Source organism: Aeromonas sp. LsrichE-8G (assembly GCF_022869435.1).
GTDB classification, from domain to species: Bacteria; Pseudomonadota; Gammaproteobacteria; order Enterobacterales; family Aeromonadaceae; genus Aeromonas; species Aeromonas caviae.
This window is the reverse complement of record NZ_JALIHH010000213.1, coordinates 1-20,508: the sequence shown is the minus strand read 5'-3', so window position 1 is coordinate 20,508 and position 20,508 is coordinate 1. Positions and strand designations below refer to the sequence as shown.

General features: G+C 64.8%; 13 protein-coding genes and 1 pseudogene. 4 read left to right on the top strand and 10 right to left on the bottom strand.

Features of this window, described 5'->3' with window-relative positions; translation table 11 throughout:
- Positions 1–20 precede the first annotated feature (20 nt).
- Entirely contained in the window at positions 21–4,079 is a 4,059-nt protein-coding gene (gene pulA, locus MUW49_RS18845; RefSeq protein ID WP_113978339.1) for a pullulanase-type alpha-1,6-glucosidase, read from the bottom strand.
- Positions 4,080–4,340: 261 nt separating this feature from the next.
- Between pulA and MUW49_RS18840 the strand changes: the two genes are divergently transcribed.
- Entirely contained in the window at positions 4,341–4,742 is a 402-nt protein-coding gene (locus MUW49_RS18840) for a hypothetical protein (protein ID WP_042014589.1), read from the top strand.
- Positions 4,743–4,757: 15 nt separating this feature from the next.
- Here MUW49_RS18840 and dmeF read toward each other — a convergent pair whose 3' ends face one another.
- Entirely contained in the window at positions 4,758–5,699 is a 942-nt protein-coding gene (dmeF, locus tag MUW49_RS18835; protein WP_244813084.1) for a CDF family Co(II)/Ni(II) efflux transporter DmeF, read from the bottom strand.
- 71 nt (positions 5,700–5,770) lie between these two features.
- Between dmeF and MUW49_RS18830 the strand changes: the two genes are divergently transcribed.
- The gene (locus MUW49_RS18830; RefSeq protein ID WP_041214512.1) at positions 5,771–6,046 is read left to right on the top strand and encodes a metal/formaldehyde-sensitive transcriptional repressor; all 276 of its coding nucleotides are present in this window, start codon (positions 5,771–5,773) and stop codon (positions 6,044–6,046) included.
- A 28-nt stretch (positions 6,047–6,074) separates the two neighbouring features.
- On the opposite strand, the gene bcsC is transcribed toward MUW49_RS18830, so the two are convergent.
- From bcsC to MUW49_RS21980, 8 genes are all read right to left on the bottom strand, one after another.
- Positions 6,075–9,518: a cellulose synthase complex outer membrane protein BcsC gene (bcsC, locus tag MUW49_RS18825; protein WP_244813083.1), complete on the bottom strand. Its 3,444-nt coding sequence runs from the start codon at positions 9,516–9,518 to the stop codon at positions 6,075–6,077.
- Entirely contained in the window at positions 9,503–10,612 is a 1,110-nt protein-coding gene (gene bcsZ, locus MUW49_RS18820; RefSeq protein WP_244813082.1) for a cellulose synthase complex periplasmic endoglucanase BcsZ, read from the bottom strand. Before bcsZ ends, bcsC begins: the two co-directional genes overlap by 16 nt.
- A gap of 3 nt (positions 10,613–10,615) precedes the next feature.
- Entirely contained in the window at positions 10,616–12,838 is a 2,223-nt protein-coding gene (bcsB, locus tag MUW49_RS18815) for a cellulose biosynthesis cyclic di-GMP-binding regulatory protein BcsB (RefSeq protein ID WP_244813081.1), read from the bottom strand.
- Positions 12,838–14,460, bottom strand: a complete 1,623-nt coding sequence (locus MUW49_RS18810) for a glycosyltransferase family 2 protein (RefSeq protein WP_244813080.1) — start codon at positions 14,458–14,460, stop codon at positions 12,838–12,840. The genes bcsB and MUW49_RS18810 overlap by 1 nt, the downstream gene beginning before the upstream one ends.
- A 940-nt stretch (positions 14,461–15,400) precedes the next feature.
- Positions 15,401–16,063: a cellulose biosynthesis protein BcsQ gene (bcsQ, locus tag MUW49_RS18805; protein ID WP_104455264.1), complete on the bottom strand. Its 663-nt coding sequence runs from the start codon at positions 16,061–16,063 to the stop codon at positions 15,401–15,403.
- Positions 16,060–16,284, bottom strand: coding sequence for a cellulose biosynthesis protein BcsR (gene bcsR / locus MUW49_RS18800; protein ID WP_010672842.1), 225 nt, complete (start codon positions 16,282–16,284; stop codon positions 16,060–16,062). Before bcsR ends, bcsQ begins: the two co-directional genes overlap by 4 nt.
- Positions 16,285–16,298: 14 nt before the next feature.
- Positions 16,299–17,810 carry a cellulose biosynthesis protein BcsG gene (gene bcsG / locus MUW49_RS18795; RefSeq protein WP_244813079.1) on the bottom strand — a complete coding sequence of 504 codons (1,512 nt, stop codon included), beginning with the start codon at positions 17,808–17,810 and terminating at the stop codon, positions 16,299–16,301.
- A gap of 8 nt (positions 17,811–17,818) precedes the next feature.
- Positions 17,819–17,944: a hypothetical protein gene (locus tag MUW49_RS21980; RefSeq protein ID WP_258555889.1), complete on the bottom strand. Its 126-nt coding sequence runs from the start codon at positions 17,942–17,944 to the stop codon at positions 17,819–17,821.
- Positions 17,945–18,336: 392 nt separating this feature from the next.
- Between MUW49_RS21980 and MUW49_RS18790 the strand changes: the two genes are divergently transcribed.
- A complete protein-coding gene (locus MUW49_RS18790) occupies positions 18,337–19,533 on the top strand; it encodes an amino acid aminotransferase (RefSeq protein WP_109112889.1) in 1,197 nt (398 codons plus the stop codon).
- A gap of 106 nt (positions 19,534–19,639) precedes the next feature.
- A pseudogene (locus tag MUW49_RS18785) lies at positions 19,640–20,508 on the top strand (IS4-like element ISAeme15 family transposase); the annotation flags it as partial.

Sequence of the window (20,508 nt, the reverse complement as noted above, 5' to 3'; positions counted from 1 at the left end):
CCGGGCTCGATGGGAAAGACTTACTTGGCGCTGCACTCCTGGATGATGACGCTGCCCACCTCGCCGGAAGTCTGGGTCGGGTCAACCTTCACCAGGAAGCTCCACAGACCCTGTTCCAGCGTGATGCTGTTGTTGCCCATGCCACCGTCGCCGTGCTGGAGCGGGTAAACCTGCTCGGGCTCCAGTGCGATCAGGGTGCCACCGGCATCCTTCACGAAGAACTGCTTGCTCCAGTTGCCATCGTCGTTGGCAAACTTGAAGTCAAAGCTGCCCGCGTAGTTGAAGGCGGCCTGATAGATGGCGAGGTTGCCTTCCATCCCCTTGTAGCTCAGCTGGTAGGCCGGCTGGGCGTTCCAGTCGCTCAGACTGCCGCGCACATAGAGCGGGAAGCCGAGCGGATTGCCCGCGACGGTATCCAGCACCTTGCAGCTCTGCGCCGGTTCGGTGTAGCTGACGCTCAGGGTGGGCTTGTCCTTGTTCATGGCGGTGAAGACAAACTTGTAGGTGCCAGCCTTCTCCACGTTGAACGGCAGATCCCCGCCATTGGCACAGAGCGTATTGACCTGGCCGGTCGCAAGCTGGTCGGTATCGCTGCACTTGCCGTAATTGACGGGGCCGCTCCACTCGTTGCCAGCGATCTTCACCTGGGTCGACCCCAGCTGATCCGCCGTCACCTCGGTGGTGAACTCATAGGTGAAGTTACCACTGAAGTTCATCTTGTTGACCGGATCCCACTGATTCAGGAAACCGCGCACGAACACCTCGGTGTCACCGAAGGGAGGCAAGGTGCTCAGATCCGTCTTCTTGCTCACCGGCAGCCCCGCGCCCTGGGCACCGCTCTGCGGCTTGACGAACACCGCCGCCGACCAGGCGCCAAGGGTCAGCTGACCGCTGTCATTGGCCGCCCCGCTGGCGATGCTGTCGGAGTCACGGTGGGCACCGCTCAGGACCATGCCGGTCAGATCGATGGGCTGATCCTTGCCGTCACGGAAATCGCCGATGCTCTGGGGCTGATTGGTGGCGTTGATCATCACCACCAGGCCGTCGATGGCCGGATCCAGATCCGCACCGGCGCCCACCCCGTCATCCACGCTCATCACGATGAGACCCGGGATCTGCTCAGGGCCGGTGTTGCGGAAGTCGACCCGCTTGATCACCTCGGCGCCGCTGCCAAGACGCAGCAGACGAGAGGATTGACGCAGTTCGGAGAGCTCCTGGTAGAAGTTCACCATCTGATGCATCTCGGCCGAACCCGGCTTGGCGTGCTGGCCGAGCACCTGCTCGATCAGCTCGTAGTTGGCCTCGTCCTTGTCCTTGCGCGGCAAGCCCTTGTCGAAGTTGTTGTCGCCAAGGGTGTAATCGACCCGGTTGTACCAGTCACCGGAGTCGTAGCTGTCCCGCTCCATGGACTTGGAGCGCAGCAGTTCGACACCCGCGTGGGTGAAGGGAATGCCCTGACCCAGCATGGCGGTCGCCAGAGAGACCCCCTGCATCCGCACCAGGTCGGCCCCGGCGGGTGCCTTGTACACCAGGTTGTCGAACAGAGTCTGGTTGTCGTGCTTGTCGACATAGTTCTGCACTTCGGTCGGATCCTGGGCATAGCCCGCCGGTTGACCGTTGTAGTCGATGTCGGAGCCTTTCTTCGGAATGCCGTCCTTGTCGGTCAGCACGAACTCCTTGAGGTTGCCCGCCATGCCGAGGCGCACCAGATCGGACTGATGCAGGGCGGTGGCGAGATCGACGCCGTCCAGCTCGTTGGCATCCACCAGGGCGCCGTTGCCAAAGCCCTGGGTCTTGCGAATGGCTTCGCCGCCGTCGAACGGGCTGCCGCCGCGCACCGCATCACGCAGCCGGTCGGAGAAGGAGCCGATGCCGGTACCGGCCAGGTGCTTCTGGGTCGCCTGTACGAAGCGCTTGTCATCCTGTACCTCGCCGAAGTTCCACCCCTCGCCGTAGAAGTACATGTCCGGATTGACCTTCTTCACCTCGGCCAGGGCCTGCACCATCTGATCTTTCGGGTGATGGCCCATGAGGTCGAAGCGGAAGGCATCGATCTTGTAGTCCCGCGCCCAGGTGACCAGAGAGTCATCCATCAGCTTGGCGAACATGGCGTGTTCCGGCGCCGTGTTGGAGCAGCAGGTGGAGTTTTCCACCGAACCGGTCTCCGGATTGAGGCGCTGGTAGTACCAGGGCACAATCTTGTCGAGCACGGATTTGGAACCGAGACCCGCTTCGTTGGTGTGGTTGTAGACCACGTCCATCACCACGTTCATGCCGATGTTCTGCTTGATGGCCTGCACCATCTCGCGGAACTCCTTGATCCGGGTCGTCCCCTCCGCATTGGTGGCGTAGGAGCCTTCCGGGGTGGTGTAGTGGTAGGGGTCATAGCCCCAGTTGAAGGAGTCCACCCCGCGCAGATAGCCGTACAGCTCCTGCACCACGGGGTTTTCCTTGCTGTCGCTGGCTTGCAGATCACCGAGCACGGCTTCGATGGTCTCGCCGCCACCACAGTGGCTGGCAAACCTGGAGTTCTTGACCTCGGGATTGACCTCGCACAGCTTGCTGAAGTCATCACCGATGTTGGCCACCTTGGCCGGATCCTCGTTGACGGTGGCGATGTCGAACACCGGCAGCAGGTGCAGGTGGCTGACGCCGCTCTTGGCCAGGGATTTCAGGTGGGTGACGGGCACGCTGTCGCTGTCGGTCAGCCCGAGGAACTTGCCGCGGTGATCCACCGGCGTCGACTCGTCGTTGCCGGTCAGATCCCGGACGTGGGCCTCATAGATGGTGATGTCGGCGGGGTTCTTCTGGCTGTGGGGCGCCTTGAGGCTGTCCCAGCCTTCCGGCTTGAGGGCCGGATCGTCGAGATCCACCACCTGGCTGAACTCGGAGTTCATCGCCAGGCTCAAGGAGTAGGGGTCGGTCACCTGATAGGATTCCAGCTTGCGGCTGACCGGGTGATAGACCTGAATGTCGTAGCGGTAGTATTTGCCGACAAGATCGCTGCCCCCCTGCACGCTCCAGCTGCCGCTGGCCTCGTCCAGAGTCATGGCGCGCTCGCCAAGCGACTTGTGCTGCTCGTCGAACAGCGCCAGCTTGACCGACTTGGCAGTCGGTGCCCAGAGCCGGAAGGTGACATTGCCTCCCTCCACCACGGCGCCGTAGGCCAGCTTGGTAGCCGCTTCGCTGTAAAGGGCATCGAGGGCACCGGCACTCTGCACCAGGGTCGCCCCCTGCAGGATGCCGTCCGCATCGGTCCCGATGGCGACCAGCTCACCCTTGAGGAGGGGCTTGAGATCTTTCCCCGCAGGCAGGGCGAAGGCGGCGGCATCCTTGAGGTGCGGGTATTTGGCCTGCTGCTCTTCGGTCAGGCTGGTTGGGGTCAGCTTGAGGTAGGGAAAATCGAATACACCCTCGCTGTTTGCGGTGATGGTGCCTGACTCTGTGTAGTAGAGGCGCACATAGGGCTTGTCCTTGCCCCCTTGCCAAATCAGGGTGTTGTCGTCGATCAGGTGGGCGCTGGCCCCCGCCACGCCGAAGGCGGCGGTGAAGGCCTCGGCCCGGCTGCCGAAGATCTCACTCTTGCCCGCCACTATGGCCACGGTGCGATCCGGGTGATCGCTGAAGACCACCTTCATGTCGCTGCCGGTCAGGTTCGCGAGATCGCCGTTGCGGGCGATGAAGTTGATGCAGCCTTCCATCTTGCTGAGCGGCACGACCCAGGCCGGGCCGAAGCTGTCCGCCTCGGACGGCGTCTTGCTCTTGTCATCCCAGCTGCTGTTGAGGCCGCTCTCGGCCGTCGCGTTGCAGGCGTCGTTGTTCCACAGGTGCAAGCTGTGGTTGGCGAACGGGCCGGTGACCCCGCGTGCCGCGCTGCTCTGGGTATCGACCAGGGCGATCACGGCCTCGTCGGGACCGGCCGTCAGCAGCTCGGCCGGGGGCTGGACGTTGGGAAGACGAGCGACGGGCTCATCCTGGGGGGTGGGGGTAGAAGAGGAAGAACTGTTGTCGTTACAGCCTGACAAAAGCGCGAGCAGTGAGGCTGTTACCAGCGCCACTTTGGTCTTTTTCATATCCATTTTTTTATAATTCCCGCTGTAGTTAGTCTCGATATCCGAGTACCCGGTCATTGCCGAGCGGTGTCATATTAATCAGCGGGAATTGCCGTAAATGTGAGCGGATGGGCAAAAAAAACCAATCCGCATCAACAAGATAACGTTTTCATAACGAAAACTCGATCGCGCTCACAGACCTGGCACCGCTTTCGGCCCATACCAGCGTGAAGAGGGGAGCGAGTGACGAAATCAATGTCCAATCAAATGGATAGAGGGGGCTTGGTGATGAAACGGATTGAGGAGCAGGCCAGGCGGCTGGACCAGGAGTATCAGGGCATTGCCCAGTTGTTCGATCAGTTCTGCCAGCAGGCCGGCGTGCTCGCCGAACGCTATCACTTCTTCAACTGGCCGGATTATGAAGAGAGCCCGCCCCTCGCCCGCGCCTTCACCCTGCTGGGGGAACCACGGGAGCTGCGGCTGCGCTGTCAACCCGGCGAGGGGGGTTCCCTGAACGGCCTCCTCCAGGTGTGTGGCGAGGAAGGCAAGGTTCACGCCAGCCTGGGCTTTCGTGCCGACGGCCACCTGCTGCTGGAGCCGGGCCGCCTGCTCGACGACCCGCCGGGACTGCTGCTGAGGCTGATGCTGGGCTCCCTCTGGCAGGATCAGGGGAGCGAGCCTCCCCGCTGACCCCCGCCAGGGGCGTCAGTCGGCAGACACTTCGATGGTCAGGTGCACCAGCTCCTCGTGGATGGCGAGGCGCTCGCGGATCGCCTGTGCCGGGACCGGGGTCGCCATCTGCAACGACATCGCGGCGGCATACTGCATCTGCCCCACCCGCCAGACGTGCAGATCGCGGATCTCGGCGCCAGGCAGCTCGGCGATCACCTCGCGGATCTCGTCCACCAGCGGCGCATCCATCTCCGCATCCAGCAAGACACGCCCGGTATCACGCAGCAGCCCCCTGGCCCACACCGCCACCAGCACGGCCCCGGCGATGCCCATCAGGGGATCCAGCCAGTCCGCCCCCCACAACATGCCTCCCACCAGCGCCAGAATCGCCAGCACCGAGGTGGCCGCATCCGCCAGCACGTGGAGGTAGGCGGCGCGCAGGTTGAGATCCTGATGGCCGTGGTGGTGATCGTGCGAGTGGTCGTGATGACCGTGATGGTGGTCGTGACCATGGTGATGGCCGTGATCGTCCCTGAGCAGCCAGGCACAGGCCAGATTCACCAGCAGGCCCAGCAGGGCAATGCCGATCGCCTGCTGATAATGGATGGGGCTGGGGTCCAGCAACCTGGTCACCGACTCGAACAGCATCAACCCCGCCACCCCCACCAGTAGCAGGGCGCTGCTGAAGCCCCCCAGCACCTCTATCTTCCAGGTACCAAAGCTGAACCTGTGATCCCGCGCAAAGTGGCGGGCTGCGCGATAGGCCAGCACCGAGAGGCCGAGGGCCAGGGCATGGGAGCTCATGTGCCAGCCGTCGGCCAGCAGCGCCATGGAGTTGTAGAACCAGCCACCACCGATCTCCGCCACCATCATGACGACGGTGAGCAGCACGGCCCAGCGGGTCTTCTGTTCGGCCAGGGGATTCCCTTCGTGGACGACGGGGTGGTGGCAGTGGGATGAAGCGAGGGATGGCATGGATTTCTCCTGAAAACAAGGATGCTATATACTATACCCCAGTATAGTTTTATTGATCGAGAGGATCCTGGATGTCACACACGGTTCACGACAAGAAGAAGCTGCTGGCACGGGTCAGGCGCATCAAGGGGCAGACCGGTGCCCTGGAGAGCGCTCTGGAACAGGAAACAGACTGCGCCGCCATCCTGCAGCAGATCGCCGCCATCCGCGGCGCCGTCAACGGCCTGATGCTGGAGGTGCTGGAGGGACACATGCGCGAGCATCTTGGCGCCGAGGAGGCGACCCATGCCGAGCGGCTGGAGGATCTGGATCAGGTGGTGAGGGTACTGCGCTCCTATCTGAAATAAGGGCGCCCGGTGATGACGGGCGCCTCTGTCAGTCGAAGTCCGCGTAGGGAGTGAGAGGCCTTGGCGGCATGTCGAGATCCCCTTGCCAGGGCTTGAAGGTGTAGCGCAGGAACAGGGTGACATGGCTGGGGGCATAGTCATCCGCCTGCTGGATGTCCACCCGGCCACCGATGCGCCAGTGTTCCGTCAGCCTGTGTTCCACCATGCCATTCAGGGTGTAGCCGAATCCACTGCTACTGCCCCCTTTCACAGGCGCATTCCTGTCTGGCAAACCGCTTGGCAACAAGCCTTCCAGCGGGTAGCGGCGACTGTCGTCGGTACGGGCGTAGGACCAGGATCCCGAGCCTCCCAGCTCCCACGACCAGTCCGGGGTTCGCTGCCGGTAGCTCACCGGCACCGAGAGCGAGAAGTACCCCTGCGGGCTGTAATACCCCCCCTGCCCCAGGGTATAGCCCCCCAGATCCTGCTGGTAGTGCCACAGCATGGTGCTGAGCCCCACGCTGGCACGGCGATGGGTCTCGTTGACGAACTTGTAATAGCCCCCTCCCATGAGCCGGGTGCGCCAGTTGTCGGGCACGTTCTTGCCGGTCAGCAGGTGCTGCTGGGCGCTGCCCCAGAACCCGACGGCCCCTCCCAGATCCCGGCTGAGATCGAGGCGGACCCCGTTCGCCCGCACCCCGCCCCAGCTGATGCCCGTGCCCGGATCCACCGTTCCCCCATAGGAGAGCAGCGAGCTGCTGACGGGCCGACGCGAGAGGGTCATCCCCCACCCCAGCGTGTGCCAGTCACCGGTCAAGGTGGCGCCACCAACCCAGTCCACCACCTCGAAACCGAGGGGCGTGGTCCCCAGATCGAACGCCCAGGCCCCCCGCTGCCAGCCTGCCGCCAGGGTGGTGCCCCGGTTCTGCTGGTGCGCGTCCCCGCTACAGTCCCTGGCCGCACAGGTACCGAACTGCGCCCGGTAAGGGGAGTCCGGCAGATCTCCGGCATCCATGTCGACCAGTTCAAGGCGGCCGAAGGCGGTACCACCGGCCAGCGGCGTATCCAGTTGCGCCATCTGGGTCAGCGCCCGCAAATCCGAGTAGCCCCCGGTACCGCTGGAGCCCCAGTAATCGCTGTCGAGGGAGAAGGTGGTCTGGCTCTGCCGGTAATGCCTGTCGAGATCGCTGCGCAGGCCGGATGTCAGCCACCCCTCCCCATCCTGACTGCGTGCCAGCCGGGTCAGCTCGCCCCCCTCCAGATCCTCGCGGGGGGCCAGACCTGCGGCCACCAGCCCCTTGCGATCCCGCACCAGAGCCCCTTCCACATCATGTTCGGCAACGCGCTGGCGGGCGGCATCGCGCCAGAACAGCGCCGTCTGCTGGGAGGCTGGTTGCATCGCCACCAGGGGTTCGTAGGCGGTGAAGATGGCGCGGGCCGTCTCCCCCTCTCCCAGCGCCTGATAGAGATTGGCTACCTGGCGGTAGTAGTTGGCCCCCTCCGGGGGCAGCGGGCTGACCGGCCAGGCGGGCAGCCAGTGACGGGCCTTTGCCAGATCGCCCCTGGCCCTGGCCAGTTCGGCCATGCCGAGCCTGGCCTCGGGCTGTTGCGGCGTGCGGGCAAGCACCTCCTGATAGCGCTGCTCCGCCAGTGCATAGGCCCCCCGATCCGTGGCCCACTCCGCCAGCATCAGGCTCGCCTCTTCATCCGGCTGCAACGGCTGAAGCAGGCGTTCTGCCCCCTCATCATCCCCGGCCTCGTGACTCGCCCTCGCCCTGGCGAGCACCTCGTCACGGGCGAGGCGCTGATCCAGCGCATCCATGTCCTGTGTCCAGCCGGACCTAGGGATGGCGGCCAGCACCCCTCTCGCCTCCACCGTCTTGTCCTGCCCCGAGAGATAGAGGGCGGTGGCGTAGCGCAGGGTTGCATCCTGCGGGTGCGCCGCCAGCCGTTCCCGCAAGAGCCGCTCCCCGCTGCCAGCCTCCCCGAGGCGGGCCCGGGTATCGGCCACTCGATAGGCCAGCCATACCTCTTCCGGGGTCAGCGCGAGTGCCTGCTCGCGAAGGCGCAGCGCCGCCGCCACCTTGCCGGCCCGATCGAGCTGATCGGCCTCCTCCTGCAACAGCCCGGCCTTGAGCCGCCGCCCTTCGGCCTGCATCCCGGGGGTGCCCTGCTGCTCCAGCAGGGCCAGAGCACGCGCCGGATCCTGCTCCTTGTAGAGATCGAACAGGCGGGCCAGTGCCCGCTTCCGCGCGCTCCCCATGGCGAGCGCCTTGCGGTAGGCGGACTCCGCGTCGGCATCGCGATGACGGCCACGCTCGCTGTCTCCGAGCCCCAGCCAGGCTTCGGGCTCACGCCCATCCTGGGCGATGGCACGGCGGTACAGGGTCGCCGCTTCATCCCACTGCTCCCGTTCCAGGGCGCTGCGTCCCTGGCTCACCAGCAGCCAGTAGCGGTTGGTGGCCAGCAGGCTGCGCCATTTGTCCTTGTCGGTCACCTCAGGGTGTGCCAGCACCCGCTCGAACTGGGCGATGGCGAGCGCGCGCTGATCGTGGCGGGAATAGGCCTGACCCAGGGCCCCCATGAGGTCGGGATCCCCGGGATTGGCGGCGAGGGCCCGCTGCAGCTCGGCGATGGAGGCTCCGCCGCTGGCGGTACGGGCCAGTGCCAGCTGTCGGGAGCGATAGGCCGGAGAGGCCCACTGCGCCTCCTGGGTGGCGAGCAGCGCCTCGGCCTTGTCGGTCTCCATCTCGGTACCGAAGAGGGCTATGTATTGCTTCAACTCGTCGATGCTCCGGGGCCCGACCGGCATGGCCTCGATGTCCGCCAGCCAGATCTCCGCCGCCTCCCCGCGGCTGTTGTCATCCTTCGCCATCTCCCGCAGCAGCCCCAGGGCCTGCTGGCGCCGACCGTCGGCCAGGTAGTGGCGGGCCAGCCCGCTGCGCACCCGTGGCTCACCCGGATATTGCCGGTTCAGGCTCTCCAGCGAGGCCATGCCCTTCGCCTTCATGGCGGGCATGCGCATCTGCAGCAGGGCATATTCCACCGCCACGTCGAGATTCGGGGGCAGATCCCCCACGAACAGGGAGCGATAGAGGCGCTCGGCCTCCTCCAGCCGGCCGGCATTGGTCAGCAGCCGCGCCTGTTGCAGTTGCTGGCGCTGGGCCGAGTCGCTCAGGGCGAGATTGGCCATGCCCTGGCGGTAAATCGGGGAGTCCGGCGCCAGCTTGCCGAGCCGGGCCAGCAGCGCCTTCGCCTCCCTGATCTTGCCCTGACGCAGGGCCTGGCGCGCCTGGGCCGCCAGCAGCTCCGGGTGATTGGGCTCCACCAGGGAGAGGGAATAGAGGCTGTTGCTGACGAGATCCTCACGCCCGCTGGCCTCCCCTATCCTGACCTGCTCGAGCAGCCAGTCCACCGGCTGCACGGCCCCCAGCGCCAGGTTGCCGCTCATCAGGCAGGCGAGCAGGCAAGCCAGGGTCACTCTGCCTGACATGACTCGCTCCAATCCGGCTGCAGGGTACCGTCGGCGGCAAAGCGATAACGCCCCTGATCCCAGCCTGCGCCGAACAGGGTCAGCACGCTGCCGTAGTAGGCATCCGCATCCAGCCCGTGATCGGAGACCTGCTTGCGCAAGGTGACCTGCGCCGGCAAGCCCCGTGACAGGGGCAGGAGGGCGGCGGCAAAGCCGCTCGGCCCTTTGCCCTGAACCTGACCACTTTGGCTGGATACCCGCTCGGGAAGATGACCCGATTCGGTCAGCTGCGCCAGCATGGGGGCAAAGTGGGCCACCAGGGAAGCCCTGGCGGGATCCTCCTCGCTCAGCATGCCGAGCCAGAGATAGACACGGATGGCGTCATAGCCACCGGTGTCGCCCTTGTCCGCCGTCACCTGCCATCCCTTGTCGGCCTGCCAGTCCACCCAGTCCGGGGCAAAGCCACGGGGCGCACTCTCCTGCAACAATTTGGGCAAGAGGGCCCGCATCTCGCCCCAGGGCCCCTTGAAGGAAGCGAATCTGGCCAGCAGTTGTGGGGGCAGATAACTGGGGTTGAGGGTCCAGCGTCCCTCCCCCTCATAGCCTTTCGCCCCGGGCAGCAACACGGGGCCGAGACCCGGCAGCGTGGCGACCTCTTCCCGGGCGATGCGGCGCAGCAACAGGGTGCCGAGGGCAGAGTAGCTGTGGTTGTCCCACAGGCGACCTGCCTCCAGCAGGCTGTAGGCTATCCAGAGATCCGAATCGGACGCGCTGTTCGCGTCCAGCACGCCCCAGTTGCCGTCCTGCTGCCTGCCCCAGAGCCAGGATGGCAGGAAGCCGGTCAGATCCCCCCGGGCGAGCCGCCGCTCGGTCCAGTCGAGCAGGCGGGCGAAGGTTTCCCTGTCGTTGTTGACCAGGGCGAAGAAGAGGCCGTAGCTCTGGCCCTCGGAGGTGGTGATCCGCCGACCGTCGGCCGGGTCGATGACCCTGCCCTCTTCGCTGATGTAGTGCTGGCGAAAATGCTGCCACGCCGGCCAGTCACAGGCCGCCAGGGCAGGCAGGGTACAAAGGGCCCAGAGCAGCAGGGCACCACAGGCTTTTTTCATCTGAGTCATCTCTTAATCTTCCTTCAGGCGGCTACGGCTGGCACCGGCCAGCAGCACCCGCAGGCCCCATCCCAGCACCAGCATGCAGAGCAGCGTCAGCCCGGCGAGGCGCAGCGGGTACTCGGCAAACAGCTGCCAGACTCGCTCCCACCAGGGCAGGTAGCCCACCTCGTAGCGATCCCCCACCACCAGGCTCTTCACCCCGGATTCCCGGATGATGGCCACCGAGCCCGCGACCTGGCCGCGCAGGGTGGCGTTTTGCAGGGTGTCGTTGAGCAGCCTGACCCCGGCCGGACCGTCGGCCAGCAGGGCCACCAGGCTGCGCTGCTCGTGGGTCGGCGACTGCAGGCCCAGGATAACGGCGATGGCGCGGTTGCCCGTCATGCCGACCCTGGCCTGGGGCTGGCGATCGGCCATGGTGTGCAGCAGATCCCCCTTGTGCTGGCGGGTCGGCTCGTTGACCCAGCTGCGGGTGGCCTGCAGCAGGGCGTCTGGCGCCAGATCCCCCTGAAACTCCTCGGGCAGGGTGCCGATGAGCAGGGTATCCAGATCGGCGGTGCGCGCCCGCTCCCAGTCGTCCAGAACCTGCAGGGAGAGCGCCGGATACCCGGTCTCAGCCCCGATGGCACCGACGGCATCGAGCAATGTGGTGATCTGCGCCGGGTGCGCCCTGGCGGGCATGACCACCTGGCTGTCGGCAAGATCCGCCATCCGGCTGAAGGGGAAGCCCGCATAGGCGAACGCCTTGAGGTTCGGCATCTCGATGAAGTGGCGATAGCCGCTGAAGTCGATGGTGGAGCCCTCGTCGATGCGCACCTGATGGGCGGGGGGCAGCACCAGATCGCAGCGGCCATCCTCCGTCCCTCCCATGTATTGCTGGGCATACTCGAACGAGAAGCTCAGGCTGTTGGCCTGGGTGGTCTTGAGCCCGGGCATGCGCAGCGCCATGGTGTCGCCGTCGTCGGCAAACCAGAGCGGCAGGGTCAGCAACCGCTCACTCTTGACCTCGCCGGGCTCGAGCGTGAACGACTTCATGAGCTGGCCGTTGACCGCCACATCCAGCCGGGAACCGTCGCGCAGGGTGGGCGAGGTGTGGTGATACTTCAGCTCCGTCCTGATGCCGTTCTCCCCCAGTAGATAGAGATCCGGCGGCAGGCGCAGCGTCATGCTCATGGGCCACAGCGTGCGCCCCGTTGCCTGCAACTGGCCCGGGTACTCCGTGAGCTCGTCAAAGCGCATCTTGCGATCCAGTCGCACCCAGTTCGGGGCGTCGTAGGGTTGACGCGGGGAGAGCGGCTTCACCTCGTCCACCATGACGCTCTGGCCACGCAGCATGACATCGCCTCGCGCCAGCCCCTGCACCGCCGTCAGCAGATCCTGCTGATCCCGCCCCAGGATCAGCAGCAGCTTCACATAGGGGTTGTCGGGGGAGCTGATCATGTCGATGGTGGGCCCCTTCACCTCGGGATAGTCCACCAGGAAATCGGGGCGCGCGTCATTGGTGGCAAAGATCACTGCGTTGCGATCCGGCAACTGGTTGATGAGCACAGGGAAATGCTGGCCCCGCCACTGGGCCTTGGTGCCGAACCAGGAGGCCAGCACCGCCGCCGCCTGCTGCTGCTCCGGGGGCACTGAGCCCGTGAACACCATGGGCAGAGTCAGCTTGCCATTGTCCCGCACGTCGAGGAACGGCATGGGGAAGAAGGAGAGCTCGTTGCGCACCGGCAGGGTCTGCAACTGCAGGGTCAGCTTGCTGTCCCGGTTGACGTTGAGCCAGAGGGTATCGCTCGCCGGGTTCTCGCACACTTTCTGATAGTGGCCAACGAAGCTCACCTTGAGGCGGTTGAAATCCTTGGCATAGCGGGGATCCAGCTCGATGCTGGCATGGGTCATCGTCCCCATCTGATCCTGGTTGAGAGCCGCCACCCCCATCAGCTCGTCATTGAGATAGACCTTGACCTGGGAGATGAGCGGCAGCAGGGAGGGCGATGGCGTGAAGTGCAGGTCCAGGGTGGCCCGGGTCACCACCTCGTCCCGCCGCACGGTGAAGTCGGCCAGTCCGTCTGGCGCATTGCCGCGCAGGGACAGGGTGCCTGGCGATGACGCCATCTGTTCGAAGCTCATCCCCTGGGTGCGCACCGGAGCGGGAACGGGCGGCAGGGGGCCGACGGCCTCGGCGGCGGTCGCACTCTGCGCCATCAGCAGGAGAGGAATAAGGTAGCGTTGTGGTTTCATCATCCTTTCACTGTCTGTGAGGTCGGAGTCCCAGCCCGGAAATCTGGGGAGACGCGACGGGGAACGAAGGAGAGGAGCCAGCGAGCCAGCTTCTCGAGGAGGATACAAACAAAGCCGATGGGTGAGGTACGGGCCAGACGCCAGTAAGCTCCCCAGCCGAGCAGGGTAATGTCGATCAGGCTGTGGAGGGGGCGATCCTTGCCCAGACGCTGCTGCCACAGGGACCAGGTATCGGCCCGGGCGAAGGTGCACTGGATGAACTCGACATGCTGTGCCTGCGCCATGGGTTCCAGCTCCAGTCCCAGCTTGCAGCCGAACACCCGCTGCACCTTGGCGGCGAACGCCTGCTCCCGTTGGTCATGGCGCAGCAGCAACCAGACCCTCTCCTTGTCGGCCAGGGGCAGGGGCGCCTCGAGCAGCACCCCGCCCCCCCCGTTGGAGTAATCCCTGACAGTACAGGGGTAGAGGTGACCGTTCGCCAGCCTGATGGCCGCAGGCATCACCATCTCCACCCTGGGATTGGCACGGACCTGCCGCGACTCGAAGGCCACCGCCAGGGCGCCGCCCAGTATGGTCATGTTGTAGAGGGTCCAGATCATGCTGAGGATCAGGGTCGGCACCTCGTCGGCAGGGCCGGTGCCGATGCGCCAGAGGCCGAACCCCAGCCCGCACAGATTGAGCAGGATCAGCAGCAGATAGGGGCGGGAGACCGACAGATCGAGGAACACCTCCTCCGTCATACCCCCCTTGGCGGTCACGTTGAACGTCCCCTTGTGGGGTGCAAAGAGCGCCACCGTGGTCGGCCTGGCGATGTACCAGGCCAGCACCGTCTCATAGACCTCGCCCCAGAAGGAGTGGCGGACCTTGCCCTGCAACCGGGAGTTGGTCAGGGCGCTGTGGAAGATGTGCGGCAACATGTAGAGGGCGATGGCCGCCGCCGGGGCATAGATGATGTAGGCGTGCAGGATAAGGAAGGCGAGCGGCGCCGTCAGGAAGATGAGCCTCGGTATGCCCGAGAGGAAGTGCAGCATGGCATTGAAGTAGCAAAGCCGCTGCCCCAGCTTGAGCCCCTTGCCGAAGAGGGGGTTGTCCAGACGCAGGATCTGCACCATGCCGCGCGCCCACCGGATGCGCTGACCGATGTGGGCAGAGAGGCTTTCGGTGGCCAGCCCCGCCGCCAGCGGGATCCGGATATAGGCCGAGGTGTAGCCGAGGCGGTGCAGCCGCAGGGAGGTGTGGGCATCCTCGGTGACCGTCTCCACCGCGATGCCGCCGATCTCGTCAAGGGCGGTGCGCTTGATGACGGCGCAAGAGCCGCAGAAGAAGCTGGCGTCCCACATATCGTTGCCATCCTGCACCAGGCCGTAGAAGAGGGCCCCCTCGTTCGGCATCTTGCGAAACCGTTGCAGGTTGTGTTCGAACGGATCGGCGGAGAAGAAGTGGTGGGGGGTCTGGACCACGCCCAGACGGGGATCCCGGTAGAACCAGCCCACCGTCATCTGCAGGAAGGAGCGGGTCGGCAGGTGGTCACAGTCGAAGATGGCGACCAGATCCCCGGTGGCCATCTTGAGGGCGTGATTGATGTTGCCCGCCTTGGCGTGCTCATGGGTCGACCGGGCCACATAGCGGATCCCGGCCTCCTCGGCGAAATCGCGAAACGCCGCCCGCCCCCGTCGTCAAGCAGCCAGATGGTCAGCTTGTCGGCGGGCCAGTCGAGCCCCATGGCGGCGTAGACAGTCCCCTTCACGATGGCGAGATCCTCGTTGTAGGTGGGGATCATCAGATCCACGCTGGGCCACTGGGCCGGATCCGCCGGCAGTTGTGCCGGGGGGCGGTGCAGGGGCCATGCGGTCTGCCAGTAGCCGAGCAGCAGCACCAGCCAGGCATAGGTCTCGGCGGCCAGCAGCAGCAGGCCGCAGGCCAGGCTGACGGGGTCGAACCAGTCGAGGGTCGAGGTGTAGCGCCACCAGATGTAGCGGCAGGAGATGGTGAGGGAGAGCACCATCATCATCAGCATGGGATAACGGCCCGGCACAGCCCGCAGGATGAAGGCCATGGCCGCCAGCAGGAGGACGAACACCAGTTGCGCCTGCAGGGTGAACGGCAGGGTGACGCAGAGCAGGGAGAGGCTCCCGGCCACCACGCAGAGCAGCACGCTCTTCCAGCGCGCCTCGCGGGGCGTGGCCCTGGCGGCGGCCAGCCCTTTCTCCTCCTGGCGGGCCAGGAAGCCCCCGAGAGCCTGAGTGCCCCTATGCCAGATCCGCTGCCAGGAGGCAGGCCAGCGCAGAGGGATGGGCTGTGGGCGACGCACTATCATCCAGAGGCTCTGCAACAGAACGCGCAGGGGATCCCCCACCCGGGGGTGCGTCAGCTGGGGATAGAGCCCCCGGGCATGGCCCAGCACCCATTGCCAGCCATGACGCTCGAGGGGGAAGAGAGCCCAGGCCAGCAGCCAGCCCAGGGTCAATGCGGCCGCCCCCGGGCGGGAAGCCCCCCGCTCACGCAGTGCGCGATAGCGCTGCGAGCACCAGAGGCCCGCAGCCGGCGTCAGCAGCCGCACTCTCATCGGGGGGCCTCCCCCTCTGCCAGACACCAGGTCGCCAGGGCGGCCAGCTCGTGGGCAACCAGACTGGTGGGGGCATAGCGGCCGACCGGCAGCTTGGCGGCCATGGCCTCCGCCATGGCTTCGTCCCTGTGCAGATGAAGATTGAGCAGAGGGAGCCCCCCTGCCAGCCAGAGATCCAGCAGCCCCTGCTGCAGGGCCCGCTGGCTGGAGAACTGGGTCACCAGCAGACGCTCATCGGCCGCCCAGGGGTGGCGGTGAAGCCGCACATGGCAGTTGGCATCCGCATTGACCACCAGCAAGCGCCTGCAGGGGATGACGGGGGCCATGCCCAGGGGCAGATCCAGCAGCACCAGATCATAGCCATCGATCCCCGCCAGCCACTCGGCCGACGCCCCCTCCTCCCCGCCATGGGAGAGCAGATCCAGTCCCTCCTCCCGGCGGTGAAGCGCACCTCGCCACTCCCGCGCCGGCTGGGTCAGCCGGCTCCAGCCTCCCGGATCGTCATGGGGCAGGCCAAGGTGGATGCCAAGCTGGTTGTCCGGGCAGAGATCCACCGCCAGCACCCTTGCCCCCTGCTCATGGGCAGCCTGGGCCAGTCCGGCCACGATGGCGGTGGTCCCCACACCTCCCCGGATCCCCTGCAGGGCGATCACCTTCATGCAGACCTCCCCTCGCCAGTCCCCTCGGGCCCTTTCACTGCCACCTCCGCCAGCAGGGGGAAGCGTGCGCACAAGGCGGCGAGCCGCTCCCTGGCGGCAATATCCTGATAGGAGAGGCTGACACCAAAGGCCTGCTGGACCATGGCCACGTCATTGATCACCGTGCCCTCCACCGGGACGCCGAAGGGGGTCTGCATGTCTGATTGCCGTTCGCTGCGCATCGTCACTTCCGGTCTCATTGGGGATAGGGGACCCAGTCCCCCTGCCCCAGCTTGATGTGGTACTTGCCCTGATATTCGATCACCACCGAGCCCTGGTTCTCGGACACCGGCGGGGTCTGCGGCAGGTCGCCCAGCAAGGCATCCCAATCGATGGTCTCGCTCCCGAACACATCCTTCCCCACCAGCCTGGAGACCAGTTCTGATACCGCCAGGAAGCTGCTGGGGGTGTCCACGTTGCGGGTCGCCTCGTGGGGCGCCTTGGTACCGAGCAGGGCAACCCCCACCGGCACCTGGGTGATGCTCGGGCTGGGAATGTCCCGCAGCCCGGCCATCTGCATCTTGTCGCCGGTGAGAGCGGCGCCGTGCTCAGGCACCATCACCACGGCCACCTTGCGGCCGGATTGCTCCAGCGTCGTCATGAAGTCGTCCAGCTGATCCAGCAGGGTCTTGAGCCTCGCCTTGTAGGGCGCTATCTGGCGGCTCGCCACATAGCGGTTGCCATCGTGCAGGGCGATGAGGTTGAAGAAGGTGACGTTGCGTGCCGCCTGACTCTGTGTCCGCTCGTTCAGCCAACGGCCGAACAGGGCATCCCCGCGATAGATGGGCTCGCCATCGAAGGAGGCGAGGTCATGGGCCAACCCCTTCTTGTCCATGGGAGTCACATCCAGCCCGGCATACTGCTGCAGGCCGGTCAGGTAGTTGCCAAAATCCCCCGAGTGATCCATGGCCACCTGTTTGGCAAAGCCGAGCTGGGCCAGGTTCTCGAACAGCAGGCATTGCTTCGGCGCCGTCACATAGAGTCCCTGGTGGCTGGTCTGCCCGCAACTGGCCCGCAGCAGGCGAATGGAGCTCGGGCCGCTGTAGGAGGTGGCGGAGTTGAAGCGGTTGAAGCGAATGTCGAAGTGGGACCAGACCGGATGCCCGCTCAGGCCGCTCGCCTCCACGTCACGCCAGGCCAGGGAGCAGACATTGATGATGAGCACATCGAAGGGGGTCGCCTGGGCTGGCAGGCTCTCCGTGAAGTGCGCCAGTCTCTCCTGCTCCTCCCGATAGAAGTCATCGAGATAGGCGTTGAGGTTCTCGTTGGTCGGCGGGGCACTCTGGTCAAGCTGCTCCTCCATGGGCAGCACTGAAGAGCGGGTCTCCTCCCGGGACGTGTTCAGGGCATGCTCGCTCGCCCCCTTGCTGCTCGCGAAGGGATTGCTCACCTGGGGCGAGACCCAGAGCCAGAGCAGCGCCAGCAGGATCCAGGGGGTGAAGCGCAGCCACTGGGCGATGAACAGATAGAGTGTCAGCAGCACGAACCCCGCGCCGACCATCTCCCAATTGATGAAACGCCCGAGCAACTCCGCCCAGTAATCCAGGGTGAAGGAGAAGACCTGGCTGCCCTGGGCACGAATGCTCTCTATCCCCGGCAACCAGGTATCGTGATAGAAGATCCCCGCCCCCACCGGCAACGCCAGCCAGTGCCGCGCACGGCGCCACCCGACCCTTGGCAGGGGAAAGATCAGGAAGGCGGCAAACACCAGGTTGATCAGGGGGTCGAAGTTGAGATATCCCCCCAGAGCAGGGCGAACTTGGCAAGAAAATAGACATTCCAGCCACCCAGGCCATGCCAGTCCAGCCAGGGAGAATCGGCATCAGAAACGTGTCGGGTCATCGGCGATGAGTCACCTGTTATCGTGGGCCCCCCGAAGGGGCCGGGCACACTGCAATGGTTGTCAAAAGAATAGCCTGACTATTATGCAACTATTAATTTGTCTCAGGTGGCGCTGAACCTGACTCCCCCGGATGGGTGTAAGGGGAATGAGAGGGGCCGTATGTATCCATATATTATCCAAACGATCCCGATAAGGCAGCCTTCTCTGACAAAATGGGAGGAACGTGCAGACGGGATGCAGGATCCTGACAAGGGCCCCGCGCTTACCACTGCGACAGACTTTGTCAGCCCTGTCGCCATCTCGAACAACTTGAGGCCACCTCTGGATTGCGCCATCATATCGGCCCGGCTGATGGCCGGCCGAATTGGACAGTCAACTTCAAGGACCCCCCATGTTTGAACACGTCGATGCCTATGCTGGCGACCCCATACTGACGCTAGTCGAGACCTTCCATAAAGATACCCGCGAGCAGAAGGTGAACCTGGGGATTGGCCTCTATTACGACGAGCAGGGCCGCATTCCGCTGCTGCCGTCGGTGCAGCAGGCCGAAGCGCAGCGCGCCGCCGCCCCGGCCCCGCGCCCCTACCAGCCGATGGAAGGCGCCGCCAACTACCGCACTGCGGTGCAGCACCTGCTGTTTGGCGCCGAGCACGAAGCGGTCAAGGCGGGTCGCATCGCCACCATCCAGACCATCGGCGGCTCCGGCGCGCTGAAGATCGGCGCCGATCTGCTCAAGCGCTACTTCCCGACCTCCGAGGTGTGGGTCAGCAATCCCACCTGGGACAACCACAAGGCGATGTTCGAGGGGGCCGGTATCAAGGTGCACGACTACCCCTATTACGATGCGGCCACCGGCGGCGTGCAGTTCGACGCCATGATCGACTGCCTGAGCAGCCTGCCTGCGAAAAGCATCGTGCTGCTGCACCCCTGCTGCCACAACCCGACCGGGGTGGATCTCTCCCGTGCCCAGTGGGACCAGGTGATCGCCCTGGTGGTCGAGAAGAACCTGATCCCCTTCATGGACATCGCCTATCAGGGCTTCGGTGACGGGCTGGAAGAGGATGCCTACGCCATTCGTGCCATGGTGGCCGCCGGCGTCAGCTTCTTCGTCAGCAACTCCTTCTCCAAGAACCTCTCCTTCTACGGCGAGCGCTGCGGCGGCCTGTCGGTCATCTGCCAGGATGCCGAAGAGGCGAGCCGGGTGCTGGGCCAGATGAAGGCCACCGTACGCCGCAACTACTCCAGCCCCCCCACCCACGGCGGCCAGATCACCGCGGCGGTGATGAGCCAGCCCGAACTGCATGCCATGTGGGTCGGTGAGGTGACCGAGATGCGCACCCGCATCAAGGCCATGCGCCAGAAGCTGTTCGAGGTGCTGAGTGCCAAGGTGCCGGGCCGCGATTTTGGCTACTTCATCAACCAGCGCGGCATGTTCAGCTACACCGGCTTCACGCCGGAGCAGGTGGACCGCCTTCGGGAAGAGTTCGCCGTCTACCTGGTGCGCTCCGGTCGCATGTGCGTGGCGGGCCTCAACAGCCGCAACGTCGACTACGTGGCCGACGCCATGGCCGCAGTGCTCAAGGGCTAAGCCCGCAAGCCCCGCTCAGGCGGCAATGCTGATCAGTTAAGGATCCATTGACCGATCCTTCTGCTGTAGGACAATCCGGAACCAATCACTGGTTCCGGATTTTTTTATGTCTATTGCAAACGATCTGAACGATGTTGTTGAGGCATCTGGCGACATGCTGGCTCGGCTGGCCATTTTTGCCGACCATATTCCCGACGAATGGATTACTGCCGCTGCCGCCTTGTCTGAAAAGGCCACTATCCGCCGACGCCGCTTACCTTCTGATATGGTCTTGTGGCTCGTCGTGGGGATGGCCTTTTTCCGCAATGAGCCTATCTCCGAGGTCGCTCGGCGCCTCAACATCTGTGCAGAAGGGTTGGCCAATGATGCCTTGCTCGCGGACAGTGCCCTGTCTCAGGCTCGTCAGCGACTCGGCAAACAGCCGCTCGAGTGGCTGTTCAAACAGTGCGCCGATGTGTGGGGGCGGGAACGTTATCCTGAAGACCATTGGCACGGTTTACAGGTCTTTGCCATCGATGGGGCCCTGTTCCGAACCCAGGATATGCCTGAACTCAGAGCACATTTCGGCTCGGGTAACACCTCAACCAACCGGCAGACACCCTACCCGATGCTGCGGTTGGTCACGCTCATGAATGTCCGCTCGCATGTCATTGCCAACGCGGCCATCAGCCCGTACCGCAAAGGGGAAATCCCCCTGGCCAGCGAGTTCATTCACTCATTGCCGGACAAGTCAGTGACCCTGCTGGATAAAGGCTTCTTCGGTGCCGACCTGTTGCTGCGTATTCAGGCCGAAGACACCGACCGTCACTGGCTCATCCCGGAACGCAACGGGCTGGTATACACGGAACTTGAGCGCTATGGCGACGGTGACCGTCTGTTGCAAATGACGGTCTCGCCTCAGGCTCGCAAGAAAAACCCGGCGTTGCCGACACACTGGCAAGTTCGCGCAGTGACCTATGAGGTGGCAGGCAAGGA

What these genes read in the sequence shown, in the direction of transcription:
- pulA (WP_113978339.1), bottom strand. Translation starts at nt 4,079, where the DNA reads ATGGATATGAAAAAGACCAAAGTGGCGCTGGTAACAGCCTCACTGCTC.
- MUW49_RS18840 (WP_042014589.1), top strand. Translation starts at nt 4,341, where the DNA reads ATGAAACGGATTGAGGAGCAGGCCAGGCGGCTGGACCAGGAGTATCAG.
- dmeF (WP_244813084.1), bottom strand. Translation starts at nt 5,699, where the DNA reads ATGCCATCCCTCGCTTCATCCCACTGCCACCACCCCGTCGTCCACGAA.
- MUW49_RS18830 (WP_041214512.1), top strand. Translation starts at nt 5,771, where the DNA reads ATGTCACACACGGTTCACGACAAGAAGAAGCTGCTGGCACGGGTCAGG.
- bcsC (WP_244813083.1), bottom strand. Translation starts at nt 9,518, where the DNA reads ATGTCAGGCAGAGTGACCCTGGCTTGCCTGCTCGCCTGCCTGATGAGC.
- bcsZ (WP_244813082.1), bottom strand. Translation starts at nt 10,612, where the DNA reads ATGACTCAGATGAAAAAAGCCTGTGGTGCCCTGCTGCTCTGGGCCCTT.
- bcsB (WP_244813081.1), bottom strand. Translation starts at nt 12,838, where the DNA reads ATGAAACCACAACGCTACCTTATTCCTCTCCTGCTGATGGCGCAGAGT.
- bcsQ (WP_104455264.1), bottom strand. Translation starts at nt 16,063, where the DNA reads ATGAAGGTGATCGCCCTGCAGGGGATCCGGGGAGGTGTGGGGACCACC.
- bcsR (WP_010672842.1), bottom strand. Translation starts at nt 16,284, where the DNA reads ATGCGCAGCGAACGGCAATCAGACATGCAGACCCCCTTCGGCGTCCCG.
- MUW49_RS21980 (WP_258555889.1), bottom strand. Translation starts at nt 17,944, where the DNA reads ATGACCCGACACGTTTCTGATGCCGATTCTCCCTGGCTGGACTGGCAT.
- MUW49_RS18790 (WP_109112889.1), top strand. Translation starts at nt 18,337, where the DNA reads ATGTTTGAACACGTCGATGCCTATGCTGGCGACCCCATACTGACGCTA.